The organism is Acinetobacter pittii ATCC 19004 = CIP 70.29 (genome assembly GCF_000369045.1).
GTDB classification, from domain to species: domain Bacteria; phylum Pseudomonadota; class Gammaproteobacteria; order Pseudomonadales; family Moraxellaceae; genus Acinetobacter; species Acinetobacter pittii.
The window spans coordinates 129,992-147,758 of the sequence record NZ_KB849797.1; the positions used below are offsets into that span (position 1 = coordinate 129,992).

The following is a 17,767-nucleotide window of genomic DNA, read 5'->3' on the forward strand; positions in this document are numbered from 1 at the left end:
AAAGTACGGCTTAACAAATTGGATATTCAAGTATTTATTAAATTATAAACAGGTCTCTTAACATGGATAATAATAACAATACGCATAAAGTTCACCTTCTCCTATATATTTGGGATCGTCAAAATTTAGACCAATCGAATAATTGGGCGGTTGCATATAAAACGATTGAGATGCCATTTATTCCTTTCATTGGCTTAGAAATTGACTTTCCTTTTGAAAGAAACCAAAAAATCAAATCTATTAAATGGAGCATGGAGAGCAATTCATTTTCCTGCACTCTGCAAGATGAATTCTCGCGCTGCGGTATAGATGATCCTATGTTTGATGAATGGCTTGAATATTACAAAGATCATGAATGGTTTATTGAAGGACCATATCCCAAAACCGAATAATTAGACTATAGACCTATATTTATATTAATTTTGAAATGACATAAAAAGCGAAAACAGATTGTTAAAACAAAGCCGCTATAAAAGCGGCTTTGTTAAATAATTTAGAGCAATCTAATTATTCATCATCCATCATAGATTGGCTCATACCTACAGTATTGAAACCAGCATCTACATATAGAATTTCACCAGTAATACCTGAAGCCCAAGGTGAGCATAGGAATAATGCTGCGTTACCTACTTCTTCAATCGTTACGTTACGCTTTAACGGCGCAACTTTTTCATTGGCATCTAACATTTTACGGAAAGACTTAATACCAGATGCAGCCAAAGTACGGATTGGACCCGCAGAAATCGCGTTTACACGGATACCATCAACACCAAGGCTTGATGCTAAATAGCGAACACCAGCTTCTAAAGAAGCTTTTGCCATACCCATTACGTTGTAGTTAGGCATAACGCGCTCAGAACCTTGGTAAGTCAAAGTTAATAAACAACCTTGGCGAGCTTGTAATAAAGGTTTTGCAGCACGTGCCATTGCAACAAAGCTGTATGCACTGATGTCATGAGCAACTTTAAAACCTTCACGGTCAGTCACGTCAGTGAAGTCACCGTCAAGTGTATGTGCAGGTGCGAAGCCAATTGAGTGTACAACACCGTCTACACCATCCCAATGTTTTGCAAGTTCTGCAAATGCATTATCAATTTCAGCATCAACAGCAACATCACATGGAAACACAAGCTTAGAACCGAATTGCTCAGCAAATTCATCCACACGTTTTTTTAATTTTTCGTTTGGATAAGTAAACGCAAGCTCTGCACCTTCACGGTGTAATGCTTGTGCAATACCAAAAGCAATTGATAATTTACTAGCAACGCCTGCAATCAAAAAGCGCTTACCTGCTAAAAGTCCTTGTGTCATGCCGATCTCACTCAAAACAATTTCAAGCATAATGCCAATATTCGGCGGTTTTCGAAATTGCATAATGCATCTTTTTTCAAAAATCGCACGAAAAAAAATCGCTCCTGATGAGGAGCGACTTCTAGATGAATTCAATCTTAGTCGTCAGACAATAAACCCAGTAAGCGTAAGAAAGAAATATACATCCATACTAAAGTTGCAAGTAATGCGATACCACACAACCATTCCATGAATTTTGGTGCACGATAAGCTGCATTAGTTTCGATTAAATCAAAATCTAAAATTAGGTTAAGCGAAGCAATGACCGCGACGAATGCAGCAAAACCAATACCTAACCAGTTACTTTCAAAAATATAAGGAACACTTGAACCAAATGCTAAACGCATGATCATCTGCACAATAAATACAATAAAAATTGCCAAAGATGCAGAGATTACAACTGACTTGAACTTTTCAGTTGCGCGGATAATTTGGAATTTATATAAACCAAACATCACCAAAGTGGTGACAAAGGTTGCTAATAAAGCCTGAAGTGGAACACCTGGGTATTTCAACTGGAAAGTAAACGAAATACCACCTAAAAAAGCCCCTTCAAATAAGGCATACGGAATTGCCAATGTTGGCGCGGTCGTTGGTTTAAACGTTGTAATTAAAGCTAAAACCAAGCCACCAATTGCACCCACAATTGAAGCCGCGTAAGCAATACCAACATTTGCAGTAAAGGCTGAATAGAAAAATAAAGCGACACCCACTGCAGCTGCAATGACCGTCAACATAACAGATTTTTGAATGGCACCTTGCACAGTCATCGGTTGACTATAATCACTGACCGTTTCAACACGCGTCAGTATCGGGTTATTACTTTGCATAAATGCTCTCTTTTTATAATAAAAATTTAAAATATCATTTTAAGCAAAATGAATATGAAAGCCAAATTAAGCAATCGGCATTATTGTAACAAGGTCCTTTAAGTAATAAAAAAGGAGGCAATAGCCTCCCTTTCATATCACGTCTACAACGTAATCAATCTTTACCATCTGTATTCATGATAAAGAAATATTCGCGGTAATATTTCAACTCTGAAATTGAGTCACGAATATCATCCATTGCTAAATGTGATGCATTTTTTTTCAGGCCACTCATAATTTCAGGACGCCAGCGTTTTGAAAGCTCTTTTACCGTAGATACATCAAGATTACGATAATGGAAATACTGCTCAAGTTCAGGCATAAGACGGTGTAAGAAACGGCGATCCTGACAAATTGAGTTACCGCACATTGGTGAAACTTTTGGATTTACCCATTTTTTTAGGAATTCTAAAGTTTGTAACTCAGCATCACGGGCTGTTAACTTACTGCGACGGACTCGTTCAATCAGTCCAGACTGCCCATGTTGACGAGTGTTCCATTCATCCATTGCATTTAAAATACGATCAGGTTGATGAATAGCCAAAACTGGACCTTCGGCAAGTACATTTAAATGATCATCTGTAATAATTGTTGCGATTTCAATAATTTGATCATTATCGGTATCTAATCCGGTCATTTCCAGATCAATCCAAATTAATCGTGTATTTAAAGTACTGCTCATGAATGTACGTTCTAAAATGCCGTAAAAACATCAATAGTAGCAAATTTCTTGCTTCCGCGCTGTAATTCTATAGCTGCTTCATGCTATTTTTGCGGTCTTCAAACAATGGTTTTTTTGGGATATGAATGGCTTTAATTCGTAAGCGTCGTTTAACTGAACAACAGCAACGTCGTATTGAAAAACAGCATAAAACTCGCCAAGAAGAGATCGATACTTCACAGGATCTAGACGGACTCGTTGTACAACATTATGGCCGTCAACTTGAAGTACAAGCCCTCTCTGTACCTGAGGAGCATCACCCAGAAAAACCACAAGTTGCCGAAGGAGAACCAGAACCATTCTGGAAGCCGATCGAACTCAATAGCGTTTGGCGTTGCCATACTCGAACTAATCTTGAGTTACTTGTAACTGGTGATCGTGTTAAATGGCAGGCAGATCCAAATACTGGTTTAGGCATTATTACAGCCATTCACCCACGTACATCTTTACTTACCCGCCCTGACCGCTATCACAAAGTTAAACCAGTGGCCGCGAATATCAGTTTGATTGTGATTGTATTTTCACCGCTTCCTGAACCAGCTCCAACGTTAATCGATCGATATCTAGTTGCTTGTGCAGACGCTAACATTCCTGCTCTTTTGGTCCTCAATAAGTCTGATTTACTCACTGAAAATGACCCAATTCTTACCTTATTAGAAGAATATAAAACCTTGGGTTATGAAGTGATGATTTGTCAGTCCAAGAAGGGAGATATCTCTGCTTTATCTGAGCGTTTAGATGGTGAAACCGTAGCATTTGTAGGGCAATCAGGCGTAGGAAAAAGCTCTTTAATTAATGTGCTCATTCCAGATGCAGAGCAAAAAACTAATGTTATTTCTGAAAATTCTGCACTTGGACAACACACGACAACCTCTACGCGCTTAATCAACTTCGGTAAAAATGGTGCCTTAATTGATTCTCCGGGAATTCGTGAGTTTGGGCTTTGGCATCTCGATTTAGAAAAAATTCGTATGGGCTTTCCTGACATTGCCGCACATCTAGGATCTTGCCAATTCCGTAATTGCACACATACTCATGAAAAGAATTGTGGGCTTAAACAGGCCGTTGAAGCGGGTGAAATTTTGCCACGACGTTTAGATAGCTTTTTGCGTTTAATCGATGAGATTCAAGAAGCGCAGCAAAAAAACTGATTTTCTGCCCTATTTGCCCTTGAAGTGGTGATTTTGATCACCATCTATATACGCTATACTCTAGGTCAATTTTGTTTTTTAATTTTTTTAGGTGACTTGTGGAACGCTGGTTAGAGTTTATGGGGAATCACCCCATTTTGTTTGGTACGCTCGGAGTCTTGATCGTGTTGTTCTTCATTTTTGAAGGTCAACGTAACGGTCGTAAAATTTCTCCACAGTCGCTTGGTATTTTAGTGAAAGCGAAAAATGCTCTTTTGATTGACTTACGCGATAGCAAAGATTTCCGCGAAGGTCACATTAGTGGCAGTCGCAATATTCCGTATAGCCAAATCGCAAGTCATGCTGACGAATTAAAAGCAAGTGACCGTCCACTGGTATTTATTTGCAACTTGGGGCAAGTTGCTGGAAGTGCTTTGCAAAAAGTTGCTCACCACGATAGCTATCGTCTTGATGGTGGTATTAGTAACTGGAAAGCACAAGGCTTACCTCTTGTTAAAAGCAAACCAAAAGCTTAAGGAGAATTATCATGGCTGCAAATGTCATTGTTTACTCAACTTCTGTATGCCCGTATTGTGTTCGTGCTAAACAGTTACTTGAGCGTAAAGGTGTTGCTTATAAAGAAGTAAATCTTTCTGTTGAAGCACCAGAAGTACGTGTTGAATTAATGCAACGCACAAATCATCGTACTGTCCCACAAATTTTCATTAACGATCAGTTTATCGGTGGTTTTGACCAACTTTATGCTTTAGAGCGTGAAGGTAAACTCGACGAATTATTGGCTTAACATCGCATCCATATTAAGGAAAAAACAATGAGCGAAGAACAACAAGTTCAACCACAATTAGCTTTAGAGCGTATTTATACAAAAGATATTTCTTTTGAGGTTCCTGGGGCGCAGGTTTTTACTAAACAATGGCAACCTGAACTTAATATCAATCTTTCTTCTGCTGCAGAAAAGATTGACCCAACTCACTTTGAAGTTTCTTAAAAAGTTGTGGAACAAGCCGATAACGACAACGAAACAGCGTTCATTGTAGATGTAACTCAATCAGGTATTTTCTTGATCGACAACATTGAAGAAGAGCGTTTACCTTATATTTTAGGCGCATATTGCCCAAATATTTTGTTCCCGTTCTTACGTGAAGCTGTAAATGATTTAGTAACTAAAGGTAGCTTCCCACAGTTACTTCTTACTCCAATCAACTTTGATGCCGAGTTTGAAGCTAACATGCAACGTGCTCAAGCTGCTGCTGTTGAAGGTCAAGCTTAATTTTTTAGCTTCTCCTTTTAATAAAAAAACCGCGTATTACGCGGTTTTTTTATGTGTGCTATTTAGATTTAACGGTCAAGTGAGTGAAGCTGAATAGACGGAAACTGAAAACCACGGCAAGATAACTCTGAACGCCATGCCACGGTTAATATCATATTGCCAACAATAAAATTCTGATAAGCAAATGTCCCATTAAGTGGGTGAGAACAGACTCCACCATGATCGGTAGGATGTGCCTGAGTATTTAACGTATTTAAATCTAAACGTATACCTAATCCTGAAGCTTTTAAAACGGCTTCTTTTGTGGTCCAGACTTTGAACCAATATTCTCTATCTTGTTCTAAGCTTAGCCATGTTTCATATTCATCGGGATGAAAGGCATGTTTTGCTAAAGCATCTAAGCGTACATTTCGATCCAGTTCCTCAGCATCTACCCCAATATCTTTAACTTGTTCGCTCATGGCTAAAGCGTAGTATTGTTGGCTATGTGAGTGATTAAAATGCAAAGTGTGATTCAATAAATAAGGTTTACCATGTTCATGCTTGGCAAACTCCAATTCCATTGACGTGAGTTGGAGTTTCTCTGCAATCAGTCGATTTCTGACACTCTGTATTTGTTGTTTTTTATAATGATTAAATGAACGGAAGTCTGGAAAGTTTTGTTGTTCTTGTTTTAAAAACTCATTGAGCTTTCCTATATAAACTTCAATTTTCCTATCATTCATCTTTCTAAATCCATCCCATGAGGGACTAAAGCTAATATAAAAAATACCAATAACTTATTAAACCATGTAATAAAAAACCCAAAGAAAACTTTGGGTTTTTGAACAATAAAAAACTTAACGGTTAAATTTTTTCTCTGCTTTCTTAAATTTCTGAATATAACGACGGCGACGTGCAGCAGTACGTTCATCAACCTGACTCTTACGACCTTCAAACGGGTTTTCAGAAGTTTTAAAGTCAATACGAACTGGTGTACCTTCGAGTTTATACACTTTACGGAACACGTTTTCTAAATAACGGCGATAATCGGCAGGTGTCTTATCAACCTTATTACCATGAATCACAATAGTCGGTGGATTCTGACCACCCATATGTGCATAACGCATTTTAATACGACGACCGCTAATCATTGGTGGTTGATGGGCTTCTGTCGCATCACTCAAAATTTGAGTCAATTTAGCTGGTGATACTTTTAAGTTCGCAGACTCATAAGCACGGTGGATAGAAGGATATAAATCACCTACCCCAGTTCCATGTAAAGCAGAAATTAAATGGATTTTTGCCCATGGAATAAAGTCAAAACGACGTTCAACATCAAGCTTACACTGCTTGCGGTCGTATTCAGACATGTTATCCCATTTGTTGATGGCAATAACCATGGCACGACCAGCTTCAAGCGCATAGCCAATTAAATGCAAGTCTTGCTCAACAATACCTTCACGCGCATCGACTACAACCACGACAACATGTGCATCTTTCATTGCTTGCAAAGTTTTAACAATTGAGAACTTCTCAATCATTTCATCAACTTTACCTTTACGACGCACACCTGCTGTATCAATTAAGGTGTATTTACGGCCTTCACGCTCAAAAGGAATGTAAATCGAGTCACGAGTTGTACCTGGTTGGTCAAATGCCACCACACGGTCTTCACCAAGCAAACGGTTGACCAGTGTTGACTTACCAACGTTAGGACGACCAATAATTGCTAAGCGTAAACCAGTATCTTTGTCATGTTCTTCAGGGTTTTCATCTTCTGGAACTTCTGCAAGTACATCTTCCAGCATTTGCTGTACGCCACGACCATGGGTCGCTGCAACTTGTAATGGTTCACCCATACCAAGTTTATAGAACTCAACCAACGCTGCTTCAGCATGAACACCATCTACCTTGTTCGCAACAAGATAAATTTTCTTGCCTAAAGTACGTAGTTCACGAGCAATTTGCTCATCAGAAGCTAACAATCCAGCACGAGCATCAACCACAAAAATAATAATATCTGCTTCATTGATCGCTGTTTTTGACTGCTCGGCCATGTAGTTATCGATACCGCCTTCACTCTCACCGATACCACCAGTATCAACAACAATGAAAGACTTATTTTGATAAGTCGCATCACCATATTTACGGTCACGAGTCAGACCCGCGAAGTCGGCTACAAGTGCATCACGACTCTTGGTAATCTGGTTAAATAACGTTGATTTTCCGACATTCGGACGACCAATGAGCGCAATAACGGGTTTCATACAATAACCTTAATTCAAGACCAGCCATATCTCATGGCATGAGCATTAGAAACAATACAGGAGATATATTTTAAGGTCAGATATGACCATAATAAAAGACGGGGCTTTGAACTGATTTAATTCAAACACCCCGATATTTTTTTAACAGCGTAATTTGTTAAGCGGCTATTTTAGCACAAGCAAACGAAATTAACGATTCTGCCAAATACTTAAATCGCCTTTTCTGGTCGAAACGTAAAGTTGGTTCTCAATAACACGTAATGTATTGACCTCACCACTTGTTTTTGAACGACCAATCAACTTACCTGTTGCAGGATCAACAAGATGTAATACGCCATCTAAATCACCAACAATAAGATCCGATCCCAACACAACAGGGTTACTTAAATGACGGTTTAATAAACTATCATTTTGCCAAACTTGTTCGCCTGTCGTTAAATCATAAGCAGTTAACTTACCATCAGTTGATGAAACAAATACTTTATTGTCATAAACTTCTGGACGCTTCGTGCTGCTTGAGTCTTCACTCCAAACTACACGTTGAGAAGCTAGATCAGTTACAGTCACTTGTCCTTGGAAACTAGTCGTTACCATAAACTGTCCAGCAACAGTAGGATCACCATCGATATCAATCAAACGTTGAATATCAGAACGACCTTCACTTACCGCAACACGGCGTTGGAAACGTGGAATACCACTAATCGTATCAATTGCATAAACATACGCATTTGCAGATGCGATTAATACGGTACGCGGATCAAGACTCACCGGTGACGCCTGACCACGTAAACTAAATTGGACATTTGGCAATTTATAAGCCCAAACTTGTTGGCCTGAAGCAGCATCATGGGCAAATACAGTACCATCATTAGCAATGGTAATAACGCGTCCAGACTGAACTAAAGAAGGACTTAATAGTGCACCAGATAACTGCGCAGTCCACTTTTGTTCACCTGTTGCCTGATCTAAAGCAAAAAGTTGACCTTTACTATTACCAACAACAACAATTCCTTCAGCAGCTTCAACACCAGAGCTCAAGCCTAATTTGCTGACTTTTTTCTCCCAAATGCGTTCCTTGCCACGATATGCAGCGACCTCACCTTTTGGGTCAAGCGTAAAGACCACGCCCTCACTTGCATCAAGCTGCAAACGTAACGGATCTGCCTTATCAGTAGAAGAAACACTGCGCGAAAACACGGGTACTAGAGTCTTTTTCGACTCAGTCAATTTCGGTAGCGGATTTGGTTTTGCTTCTTTTACTTTGTTGCTAGAACATCCCACCAGTACAGCTGATGCGATTGCAATTGCCAAAGGCAGTTTGAATTTCTGATTCATTAAGACTCTTCCACCTGTGTTTCCAAAATTGGGCGCTCAATCTGTGGATCTTCAACTAAAACGCCAACACTTTCGAGTTTAATTTGTAAAATTTGTCGTTCTTGTTTACGTTCCAGTAACGAATCCCATGCTGCCTGATACGCTTTTTTAGCAGAATCAACATCTTTCTTAGCAACAAAGATATCACCACGTAACTCTTCTACTGTTGCTTTAAACGCAGGATCGACGTTACCAGACAAAGTTTTCAGTGCTTCATCATATTTGTTTTGCGCCAATTGTGCATCTGCTAAACGCAATTTTACAACCTGAATCAAACCTTCATCTTTTACTTTTGAATTTTCGACTTTCTTCAATGCTTTTTCAGCAGCAGCATAGTCTTGTTTTTCATAAGCTAATTTTGCTAACACAAACTGAGTCTGTATCGCCTGAACAGAATCGATATCATCTTTTACGATTTTATCTGCCGATGCAGTTACCGAAGTTAAAGCATTAGGATTATCAGCACTTGCATTTGCCTCATCCATTAACTGTTGTACTTTTGCAGTTTCTGTCTGGCTGCTCGCAAGATTTCTTTTTTGCCAGTATTCCCACCCAAAAAAGGCAATCAATGCAATGAGAATCCCGCTAATCATGGCAGAACCATATTTTTTGGCGAACGACTTTAAGCTGTCGAATTGTTCTTCATCACTTACACTCATGTGATTGTCCTTTTCCAGATGTTTCAGTTTATTTTGTAAATTTTTCGATTAAGAATGGTACAAGCTCAGCCAGCGCAACTTGAGACTGCTCAGCTGTTGCTAACTCTTTGATAGCAAGTTGCTGCGCTTCCCATTCACGCTCACCTAAAATCATGGCGTAAACAGCCCCAGCCTGATCAGCTTTTTTCATCTGACTCTTCATGCTGCCTTGTGAACCTGTTTTGATTCGAATACTGCTATTTGCAGCTTCTAACTGGTCACGTAATTGTTCTGCTAAAATCAAAGCTTTGGTTTGATAAGCAGGTTCTGCAACCAAGAAGACTTCACAATCACGTATAACTTGAGCCTGTTCAACTTGCTCAACCAGAAGCAATAAGCGCTCCATCCCCATCCCAAAGCCAACAGCAGGTACAGATTGATCCGGCTTACCTTTTAGCTGACCAACAAGACCATCATAACGACCACCGCCGCACACAGTACCTTGCGAACCAAGTGCAGTTGTTGTCCATTCAAAAACGGTTTTGTTGTAATAGTCCAGACCACGCACCAATTTTTGATTAATGACAAATTTAACACCCGCAGCAGTCAAATAATCTTGCAATTGTTGGAAGTGACTTAAACTATCTTCTTTCAAAAAGTCATATAATTTCGGCGCATTTTCTAGAATTTTCTGAGTCGATTCAATTTTAGAATCTAAAATACGTAATGGATTTGTTGTTAAACGACGCTGTGAGTCTTCATCCAACGCATCTTTATGCTCGTTTAAAAACGCAACTAAAGCATTACGGTATTCTGTACGCTCATCTTTTTCACCCAAAGTATTTAACTCAAGTTGAACCATGTGATCAACGCCCATACGTTTCCATAAGCGAGCTGTCATCAAGATAACTTCAGCTTCAATATCAGGAGTCGCAACACCGAAAGTTTCCACACCAAATTGGTGGAACTGACGGTAACGTCCTTTTTGTGGTTTTTCATAACGGAACATAGGTCCCATATACCACACGCGTGGCGTAGCACCGCGCAACAAATTATGTTCAACCAATGCACGAACACAACCTGCTGTACCCTCTGGACGTAAGGTTAATGACTCTGGTGGATTACCTTTGTCGAAAAAGGTATACATTTCTTTTTCAACAATATCGGTAGCATCACCAATAGCACGTTTAAACAAGCCCGTTTGTTCAACAATCGGCAAACGAATTTGTTGATATCCATAAGCATCCATTAAAGATGCTAAATGTTGCTCGAGACGTCTCCACGCTACTGTTTGCGATGGCAAGATGTCATTAAAACCTTTGATTGCGACGATTGAACTCATGATGAACTACGAATAATTTCTTTAGATTTAGCTTCTTCAAGCTCTTGGACACGTTGACGAACCATAGTTTCGATTTCATCAACCAATTGATCGGTATCGATTAAATGGCTTTTTTCACCATTACGATAAACCAATGAGCGAGGCGCAGCCCCAACAACCCCGATGTCAGCTTCTTTTGCTTCACCCGGGCCGTTTACTTTACAACCAATTACCGACACATCCATTGGAGTACGAATATCTTCTAAACGCTCTTCCAATGCTTGCATTACCTGAATAACATTAAATTCTTGGCGAGAACAACTTGGGCAAGCAATAAAGTTAATCCCGTTAGAACGAAGCCCTAGTGATTTTAAGATATCGAAACCAATCTTGATTTCATCTTCCGGTTCGGCGGCAAGCGAAATACGCATCGTATCGCCAATACCTTCCATCAACAATCCGCCAAGGGCAATCGCCGACTTCACAGTACCTGTACGATAAATACCAGCTTCAGTCACACCTAGATGTAATGGGTTATCAATTTGCTTTGAAAGTAAACGATAAGCATCCATGGTTAAAAACACATTTGATGCTTTTACGCTGACTTTAAATTCATGGAAGTTGAGACGATCTAAAATATCAATATGACGTAGTGCTGATTCAAGCAGCGCCTCACCTGTAGGTTCGCCATATTTCTTTTGTAAATCTTTTTCTAAAGAACCCGCATTGACCCCAATACGCATAGAAATGCCATGATGACGCGCCGCAGCAACGACTTCACGCACTTTCTGGTCTGAGCCAATATTGCCTGGGTTAATACGTAAACAGTCTGCACCATAGTCTGCAACTGCCAGAGCAATTCTATGGTCAAAGTGAATATCAGCCACCAATGGAACTGAAACACGTTTACGGATCGCACCAAATGCCTCAGCAGCCTCCATAGATGGGACCGAAACACGCATAATATCAGCACCTGCATCAACACAACGCTCGATTTGAGCAACGGTTGCATCGACATCGCAAGTTTCGGTATTTGTCATACTTTGCACACTAATAGGTGCATCGCCACCGACATACACCGAACCAACACGGATTTTACGTGTTGGTCGACGTTTAATTGGGTTCTCTATCATTGTATCGCTCAACTCATGGTATTAGCGGGATAAACGGAATTCTGCTTTACCGTTTACCGTATATGGAGACAATGAAATCTGTTCTTGGTTTAGACTTAATGACACAGCCGTTGCATCATCAAGACGAATCTGGAATGGAGACTCACCAGTTAAGTTTAAAGTTGATGACTGACGACCTGTCGCCAAAACTTTACCTGTTGCATCAACAATATGAACAGAAGTTGGTCGGTTAAAGTTTAACACCAATTGATCACCCACTGTTGAGGTGGTAGCCCCTTGCATAGGTAAAACTTCAACATTCGATTGATTTACTTTAGGTAAATCAGCATCTTCTTTCTTTGAAGTCCATTTTTGGACACCCATAACAAGCAATGACACAACAGCAAGAATTACAACAGCAAGAAGTGCGCGCTTTAACCATTTCTTATTACGATCACTATTAGAACCCGGGAGTTTACCCATGATTTTAATTGGCGAATTATTTAAGGCATGATTTGGTAACAGCCCAGTATCATTTGCATAAATCTCATCGAAACGCTGAATAATTGCCGTCGCGTCCGTATTTAAATATTTTGCATATGAACGGTAATAACCCTTAATAAAAGTCGCTTCCGGCAATGATTTATAGTCATCTTGCTCTAAAGCGGTCAAGGTCTTAACCGGCATATTTAAATCTGAAGAAACTTGCCCTAACTCTTTATTCTGAGCAACTCGAATTTGACGTAAATACTCACCAGGACGTTGAATATTTCCTAAAGCAGAAGTCGGTAAGCTTGAGCCAGTTGGCTGCTGTGAATTAGGATTTATTTCCATACGGCCTCAGTACTATACTGTAATTGCAAATAACGTTGATATTCTGGACTTTCCGGGAACAAAGCACGTAACTGGTTTACTAACACTTGCATTCCCATTTTATCCGCATTGGCTCGAGCCACTCTTACACCAATCCAAAGTGCTCTTGCACCCTGATTTTTCTGCCCCACTGTACGAACATATTGCTCATACATTTGTGTAGCAGCCGGAATCTGCTGCTGCAAATAAAAAATTTCCGCTAACTCTAACATTGAAATATAAGAGTCGCGGTTAGCAAGGAGTGCTTGTTTGAATGTTTTTTCAGCATTCGCAACATCACCCAATTTTAAATAAATACGCCCCAGATTTTCTAATGCCTGATAGCGTTGGTCATAACCTAATGTTGCGCCAGCAATACGAAATTGCTCAACCGCATCATTATAACGCTCCATTTGATATAAATAAGTACCATAATTATTATGTGCTTGAGCATTATCCGGTTCAGATGAAATTGCTCTTTTAAAATAATGTTCTGCTTTTTCTAAATTGGGTTTGCTACCTTCTTGCTGTAGCAAAATACCCATCATCATATTTGCAGTAGCATCGCGGCTATCTACACTTAAAGCTTGATCAAGAGCTCGCTTTGCTGAGTCCAAGTCACCCGAACGGATATGTTCAGCAGCAAGTTGTGTACGCACCTTTACCGCTTTCTCAGGGTCTTTTTTTTGCGTATGCGTTGTCTGGCAACCACTTACCAGAAATGCAACTGCAATCCCCATACATAAAACCGTTTTTAACTTTGGAATACTCAAAGCCTGCCCTCAATTTATCCTTGTGTACGCAAAATCTCTTGACGCTGTGTGACTTTTTTCTGCCACTGTTCAGCACGACGGGTTCTGTCAGCCACTTGACCCACTAACTGCCCACATGCAGCGTCAATATCATCACCACGTGTTTGACGAATCGTACACACAAATCCAGCATCAGACAAAGTTTTTTGGAACGAGATAATACGATTTCGGCTTGAACGACCATATGGCGCATGCGGGAACGGGTTAAACGGAATCAAGTTAATTTTACTTGGTAAATTTTTTAATAATTTAATCATTTGCTGTGCATGTTCAGGCTGATCATTCACGCCTTCTAACATCACATATTCAATCGTCACATGTTTACGCGTACTTTCATTACCATCTTTAGCAATATAACGCTGACATGCTGCAATTAACTGAGCCAATGGATATTTTTTATTAATAGGTACTAATTCGTTACGTAATTCATCGTTTGGCGCATGTAAAGAAATGGCTAAAGCCACATCAATATCTTTTGCAAGCTGGTCAATTTTTGGTACAACACCTGATGTCGATAAAGTCACACGACGTTTTGACATGCCATAAGCAAAGTCATCAAGCATAATCTGCATTGAGCTTAATACAGCATCATAGTTGAGCAATGGCTCACCCATGCCCATCATCACAACATTGGTCACTGAACGTTCGCGCTCGGCAACAGGCACTTCTTCCATATAAGAATAGTTTGCCATCCAGAGTTGCCCAATAATTTCATCTGGCGTTAAATCACGTTGGAAACCTTGTTTACCTGTTGAACAAAATGAGCAATCTAATGCGCAGCCCACTTGAGAGGAAATACAAAGCGTTTTACGTAACCCAGTTTTATCTTCAGCAGGAATTAATACAGTTTCAACTAAAGAACCTGCACCCTCACCTACGCGAAACACCCACTTACGTGTACCATCTTTTGAGTAATGACGGTGAACCACTTCAGGTGCTTTAATTTCACTAATCTGTTCAAGCTTCGCACGTAATTTGCCTGAAATATTGGTCATTTCAGCAAAGTCAGTAACAAAGTATTGATGTATCCATTTCATGACCTGTCCGGCACGAAACTTCTTCTCACCAATATCTTCAAAGAATTTTTCTAACTCAGGACGAGACATGCCGAGTAAATTCACTTTATTTTCGGCAGCAGGGATTACCGGCGTGGACGAAGATTGCTGCTGTCCATCAAGATTTTCAGATGAAACGACCACTGCAGAACTCATGTGTATTTACCTAAACCATGTCAAAAAACTGAAGATATTGTTCAAGAATCAAACAATATTCTCTTAAGAGAATAAAAAAACCAGATAAGTAGTATACCACTTATCTGGTTTGAATGCTTTCGATTAACGAGTGCGTGGGCAGATCTCGTTGTCAGCAAAGAAGTAAGCAATTTCACGCTCTGCAGAAGCAACTGAGTCAGAACCGTGAGCAGCGTTTTCGTCGATGCTTACAGCGAAGTCAGCACGAATCGTACCAGGAGCAGCTTCTTTAGGGTTTGTAGCACCTAAGATTTCACGGTGTGCAAGAACTGCGTTTTCACCTTCAAGAACAGATACTACAACTGGACCAGAAGTCATGAATGCAACTAAGTCACCGAAGAAACCACGTTCTTTATGCTCAGCATAGAAACCTTCAGCGTCAGCTTGAGAAAGGTGTTTCATTTTAGTCGCAACAATTTTTAAACCCGCTTTTTCAAAACGAGCAAAAATTTCACCGATGTGGTTTTTAGACACTGCATCAGGTTTTACGATAGACAAAGTACGTTCAATAGCCATGAGTGGCTCCTTTATTTTAAGATTTAAACTTTAAAAAATTTGCCGCATTATACCGATGTCATAGGCAATAATCAGCTTTGAATGTGTAAAAGTTGCGATTTTTTCTACTGTTTTTAGCGAACTTCGTCTATCCAGGCCATCTGAATGCCTTCTAGCAATCCTTCTGTCGATTTATTTGGGTCATCAGTGAAGTCTGGCAATGCGCACACCCATGCATGTAAATCGGTAAAACGAATCCATTGCGGATCAACTTCTGGATGTGCTTCTGACAATTCAATGGCAATATCAATCGTATCCGTCCAACGTAAGCCCATAGCGGCTCCTATCTGTTTAATCTGCTAAATCACGAACTGTGTACTTTAGCAAATCCACAAACTTAATCGATAGCTTAAGCTGATAAAAATTACCGATACTTATAAAGCGATGTTCAATAATGGCGCCACAAAAATAATCGTAGCCGCGACCGCTGCACCAATTAGCGCACCAACAATCACATCACTTGGATAATGAAGGCCCAATACCATCCGTGACAAAGCGACAAGCACCATAAATGGGAACATGGCTGCAAGCAGAACTGGCTGGATGTAACCCAATACAATTGTCACCATGACCGCATGAAGCGTGTGACCTGATGGAAAACTAAAGTGATCAAGCGGTCTTTCACCAAGTACAATTACCTGATGCACCTGATAAGGACGTGGTCGCGTTGTTTTATGTTTTAAAAATTTATAGATTGCTGTGCCGAAAGAACCACCTAATAACAAGTAGATGATTTGCAAGCTATAGTTAATGCCTTGCATGCCCCACACGATTGCCAACATTAGATACCAAAATGGACCATCACCAACACGACTGATAATTTTGAAAAAAAGGGCAACACGCTGTGAGTGAGAGAAATTGTTCAGATATAAACAGCCTCTCAAATCTAAATCGAGTATTTTTATTTTTGCATTCTTAAATTTCATGGTCATTCTCCTATCTTAGGATACTTAGGTGAAGTCCAACGAGGGCTCCTTCACTACCTGATAAAATGCCTGCTCCAATTGCTGAACCGGAAGTTGCCAACCGCTTTGCTGTACTTTATGACAGGCTTGTACGCCCATTTCTCTAAGTTGTTGTACTGAAGGAAGCTGATAAATTTGTTGTATAAAGTGGTTTTTTTGTCCAAGTGGGCTTAACCAGCCATTCACACCATGTGTTAAGTATTGATGTGCACATGCATAATCATACGCTATAACTGGTAAACCGCTTGCCATTGCCTCTAAAACTACGTTACCAAACGTTTCAACTTGACTCGCAAATACGAATACATCTGCACTCGCATAGGCAGCCGCCAAATCTTGACCTCTCAGACTTCCAGTAAAGATAACACCCTTCGCTTCAGGTAGTGACTTTAAACGAGCAAAATCTGGGCCATCTCCTACAATTACTAATTTAGTTTTATGTGGCTGAATGGTTTGTAGGTTCGCATAACTTTCAATGAGAACTTGCACTTCTTTTTCGGGAGACAAACGCCCCACATAAAGCATAACGCGAGTATTCTCATTAGCATCCCATTGTTTTCGCAAATTTTCAGAGCGATGCTTCGGTGAAAATCTGGTTGTATCTACGCCACGCCCAACGACAACCAGTGGACAAGTAATACCAAAACCGCGTAATGCTTCTTGAGTATCTTTACTCGGCACACAAGTTACTTGAGTGTTATTGTGAAACCAGCACAGGTATTTTTGAATCGGTTTGACTAAAAAAGCCAAATCGAAGAATCGACTAAAATCTTGAAATGGCGAATGAAAGCCGCTCGAAACAGGAATAGCTTTTGCCTTAGCAGCCTGCATAGCGGTTAAACCTAACGGCCCTTCAGTCACGATGTGCACAACATCTGGCACAAACTTTTCAAAAGCTTTCGATACTTTTAAATATTGTGGCCAACCAAATTGTAAAGTTGGATATTTTGGAATCGCCTGCGACATCACCAGACATTCTTGCTCTGGCATAAAGTCATGACATTTCGCTTTTTGCTCTGGGCGAATCAGTAAAATCTTATGCCCCTGTTTTTGTAAACCTTGGCATAACTGTAATAATGATAGTGCCACACCATTGATTTCGGGTGGCCAAGTTTCCGTTACAATCGCAATTTTTAAACGTGGGCGCACCAAATCATGCAATGAATGTGCATTAGATAGCTGCTGCTTTTGTTTAAAAAAGAATTGGAAGCTCTCAGGAAGTTGCTGTTGTTTTAATAGTGCTGTCGCATATGAACTTTGCATAGCGCCATCCATCAA

20 protein-coding genes and 1 pseudogene are annotated in these 17,767 nt (G+C 40.0%); 5 read left to right on the forward strand and 16 right to left on the reverse strand.

Annotation, left to right across the window (positions count from 1 at the left end):
- Positions 1 to 62 precede the first annotated feature (62 nt).
- A complete protein-coding gene (locus tag F928_RS19260; RefSeq protein WP_002115115.1) occupies positions 63 to 392 on the forward strand; it encodes a hypothetical protein in 330 nt (109 codons plus the stop codon).
- 115 nt (positions 393 to 507) lie between these two features.
- Here the strand turns inward: F928_RS19260 and fabI are convergent, their stop codons facing one another.
- From fabI to orn, 3 genes are all read right to left on the reverse strand, one after another.
- Entirely contained in the window at positions 508 to 1,311 is an 804-nt protein-coding gene (fabI, locus tag F928_RS19265) for an enoyl-ACP reductase FabI (RefSeq protein WP_031944198.1), read from the reverse strand.
- Between the two features lie 137 nt (positions 1,312 to 1,448).
- Entirely contained in the window at positions 1,449 to 2,180 is a 732-nt protein-coding gene (locus F928_RS19270; RefSeq protein ID WP_002114711.1) for a Bax inhibitor-1/YccA family protein, read from the reverse strand.
- 154 nt (positions 2,181 to 2,334) lie between these two features.
- Positions 2,335 to 2,901 (reverse strand): oligoribonuclease, encoded by a 567-nt coding sequence (orn, locus tag F928_RS19275; protein WP_000099436.1) that lies wholly within the window; start codon positions 2,899 to 2,901, stop codon positions 2,335 to 2,337.
- Positions 2,902 to 3,026: 125 nt separating this feature from the next.
- On the opposite strand from orn, the gene rsgA reads away from it, so the two are divergent.
- The 4 genes and pseudogenes from rsgA to secB all read left to right on the forward strand — a co-directional run bounded on the left by rsgA (position 3,027) and on the right by secB (position 5,361).
- Positions 3,027 to 4,091, forward strand: a complete 1,065-nt coding sequence (gene rsgA, locus F928_RS19280; RefSeq protein WP_002114663.1) for a ribosome small subunit-dependent GTPase A — start codon at positions 3,027 to 3,029, stop codon at positions 4,089 to 4,091.
- A gap of 98 nt (positions 4,092 to 4,189) precedes the next feature.
- The gene (gene yibN, locus F928_RS19285) at positions 4,190 to 4,606 is read left to right on the forward strand and encodes a rhodanese-like domain-containing protein (protein WP_000443006.1); all 417 of its coding nucleotides are present in this window, start codon (positions 4,190 to 4,192) and stop codon (positions 4,604 to 4,606) included.
- Between the two features lie 11 nt (positions 4,607 to 4,617).
- Entirely contained in the window at positions 4,618 to 4,875 is a 258-nt protein-coding gene (grxC, locus tag F928_RS19290; protein WP_002114715.1) for a glutaredoxin 3, read from the forward strand.
- A 27-nt stretch (positions 4,876 to 4,902) separates the two neighbouring features.
- Positions 4,903 to 5,361: pseudogene (gene secB / locus F928_RS0104025) on the forward strand (protein-export chaperone SecB).
- Positions 5,362 to 5,429: 68 nt separating this feature from the next.
- Here secB and F928_RS19295 read toward each other — a convergent pair.
- The 13 genes from F928_RS19295 to F928_RS19355 all read right to left on the reverse strand — a co-directional run bounded on the left by F928_RS19295 (position 5,430) and on the right by F928_RS19355 (position 17,764).
- Positions 5,430 to 6,086, reverse strand: a complete 657-nt coding sequence (locus tag F928_RS19295) for a 4'-phosphopantetheinyl transferase family protein (RefSeq protein ID WP_002114899.1) — start codon at positions 6,084 to 6,086, stop codon at positions 5,430 to 5,432.
- A gap of 114 nt (positions 6,087 to 6,200) precedes the next feature.
- Positions 6,201 to 7,610 carry a ribosome biogenesis GTPase Der gene (gene der, locus F928_RS19300; RefSeq protein WP_002115095.1) on the reverse strand — a complete coding sequence of 470 codons (1,410 nt, stop codon included), beginning with the start codon at positions 7,608 to 7,610 and terminating at the stop codon, positions 6,201 to 6,203.
- A gap of 189 nt (positions 7,611 to 7,799) precedes the next feature.
- Complete coding sequence (gene bamB, locus F928_RS19305) at positions 7,800 to 8,945, reverse strand: outer membrane protein assembly factor BamB (RefSeq protein ID WP_002115136.1); 1,146 nt, start codon at positions 8,943 to 8,945, stop codon at positions 7,800 to 7,802.
- The gene (locus tag F928_RS19310) at positions 8,945 to 9,643 is read right to left on the reverse strand and encodes a YfgM family protein (protein ID WP_002114884.1); all 699 of its coding nucleotides are present in this window, start codon (positions 9,641 to 9,643) and stop codon (positions 8,945 to 8,947) included. Before F928_RS19310 ends, bamB begins: the two co-directional genes overlap by 1 nt.
- A gap of 28 nt (positions 9,644 to 9,671) precedes the next feature.
- Positions 9,672 to 10,964, reverse strand: coding sequence for a histidine--tRNA ligase (gene hisS / locus F928_RS19315; protein WP_002114994.1), 1,293 nt, complete (start codon positions 10,962 to 10,964; stop codon positions 9,672 to 9,674).
- Positions 10,961 to 12,076, reverse strand: coding sequence for a flavodoxin-dependent (E)-4-hydroxy-3-methylbut-2-enyl-diphosphate synthase (gene ispG / locus F928_RS19320; RefSeq protein ID WP_002115078.1), 1,116 nt, complete (start codon positions 12,074 to 12,076; stop codon positions 10,961 to 10,963). Before ispG ends, hisS begins: the two co-directional genes overlap by 4 nt.
- Positions 12,077 to 12,097: 21 nt before the next feature.
- Entirely contained in the window at positions 12,098 to 12,889 is a 792-nt protein-coding gene (locus tag F928_RS19325) for a helix-turn-helix domain-containing protein (RefSeq protein WP_002114935.1), read from the reverse strand.
- Positions 12,880 to 13,680, reverse strand: coding sequence for a type IV pilus biogenesis/stability protein PilW (gene pilW, locus F928_RS19330; protein ID WP_002114699.1), 801 nt, complete (start codon positions 13,678 to 13,680; stop codon positions 12,880 to 12,882). Before pilW ends, F928_RS19325 begins: the two co-directional genes overlap by 10 nt.
- 14 nt (positions 13,681 to 13,694) lie before the next feature.
- A complete protein-coding gene (gene rlmN, locus F928_RS19335; RefSeq protein WP_005079127.1) occupies positions 13,695 to 14,930 on the reverse strand; it encodes a dual-specificity RNA methyltransferase RlmN in 1,236 nt (411 codons plus the stop codon).
- Positions 14,931 to 15,053: 123 nt separating this feature from the next.
- On the reverse strand, positions 15,054 to 15,485 hold the full coding sequence (gene ndk, locus F928_RS19340) for a nucleoside-diphosphate kinase (RefSeq protein WP_000963851.1): 432 nt from the start codon (positions 15,483 to 15,485) through the stop codon (positions 15,054 to 15,056).
- 113 nt (positions 15,486 to 15,598) lie between these two features.
- Entirely contained in the window at positions 15,599 to 15,799 is a 201-nt protein-coding gene (iscX, locus tag F928_RS19345; protein ID WP_002115051.1) for a Fe-S cluster assembly protein IscX, read from the reverse strand.
- A gap of 99 nt (positions 15,800 to 15,898) precedes the next feature.
- Complete coding sequence (locus tag F928_RS19350; protein ID WP_005079131.1) at positions 15,899 to 16,450, reverse strand: phosphatase PAP2 family protein; 552 nt, start codon at positions 16,448 to 16,450, stop codon at positions 15,899 to 15,901.
- 24 nt (positions 16,451 to 16,474) lie between these two features.
- Positions 16,475 to 17,764: a glycosyltransferase family 4 protein gene (locus tag F928_RS19355; protein WP_080632755.1), complete on the reverse strand. Its 1,290-nt coding sequence runs from the start codon at positions 17,762 to 17,764 to the stop codon at positions 16,475 to 16,477.
- Between the last annotated feature and the right edge of the window lie 3 nt (positions 17,765 to 17,767).

Excerpts from the sequence above, each read along its gene's own strand:
- F928_RS19260 (WP_002115115.1), top strand. The coding sequence starts at position 63 with ATGGATAATAATAACAATACGCATAAAGTTCACCTTCTCCTATATATT.
- fabI (WP_031944198.1), bottom strand. The coding sequence starts at position 1,311 with ATGACACAAGGACTTTTAGCAGGTAAGCGCTTTTTGATTGCAGGCGTT.
- F928_RS19270 (WP_002114711.1), bottom strand. The coding sequence starts at position 2,180 with ATGCAAAGTAATAACCCGATACTGACGCGTGTTGAAACGGTCAGTGAT.
- orn (WP_000099436.1), bottom strand. The coding sequence starts at position 2,901 with ATGAGCAGTACTTTAAATACACGATTAATTTGGATTGATCTGGAAATG.
- rsgA (WP_002114663.1), top strand. The coding sequence starts at position 3,027 with ATGGCTTTAATTCGTAAGCGTCGTTTAACTGAACAACAGCAACGTCGT.
- grxC (WP_002114715.1), top strand. The coding sequence starts at position 4,618 with ATGGCTGCAAATGTCATTGTTTACTCAACTTCTGTATGCCCGTATTGT.
- F928_RS19295 (WP_002114899.1), bottom strand. The coding sequence starts at position 6,086 with ATGAATGATAGGAAAATTGAAGTTTATATAGGAAAGCTCAATGAGTTT.
- der (WP_002115095.1), bottom strand. The coding sequence starts at position 7,610 with ATGAAACCCGTTATTGCGCTCATTGGTCGTCCGAATGTCGGAAAATCA.
- bamB (WP_002115136.1), bottom strand. The coding sequence starts at position 8,945 with ATGAATCAGAAATTCAAACTGCCTTTGGCAATTGCAATCGCATCAGCT.
- F928_RS19310 (WP_002114884.1), bottom strand. The coding sequence starts at position 9,643 with ATGAGTGTAAGTGATGAAGAACAATTCGACAGCTTAAAGTCGTTCGCC.
- hisS (WP_002114994.1), bottom strand. The coding sequence starts at position 10,964 with ATGAGTTCAATCGTCGCAATCAAAGGTTTTAATGACATCTTGCCATCG.
- ispG (WP_002115078.1), bottom strand. The coding sequence starts at position 12,076 with ATGATAGAGAACCCAATTAAACGTCGACCAACACGTAAAATCCGTGTT.
- F928_RS19325 (WP_002114935.1), bottom strand. The coding sequence starts at position 12,889 with ATGGAAATAAATCCTAATTCACAGCAGCCAACTGGCTCAAGCTTACCG.
- rlmN (WP_005079127.1), bottom strand. The coding sequence starts at position 14,930 with ATGAGTTCTGCAGTGGTCGTTTCATCTGAAAATCTTGATGGACAGCAG.
- ndk (WP_000963851.1), bottom strand. The coding sequence starts at position 15,485 with ATGGCTATTGAACGTACTTTGTCTATCGTAAAACCTGATGCAGTGTCT.
- iscX (WP_002115051.1), bottom strand. The coding sequence starts at position 15,799 with ATGGGCTTACGTTGGACGGATACGATTGATATTGCCATTGAATTGTCA.
- F928_RS19350 (WP_005079131.1), bottom strand. The coding sequence starts at position 16,450 with ATGAAATTTAAGAATGCAAAAATAAAAATACTCGATTTAGATTTGAGA.
- F928_RS19355 (WP_080632755.1), bottom strand. The coding sequence starts at position 17,764 with ATGGATGGCGCTATGCAAAGTTCATATGCGACAGCACTATTAAAACAA.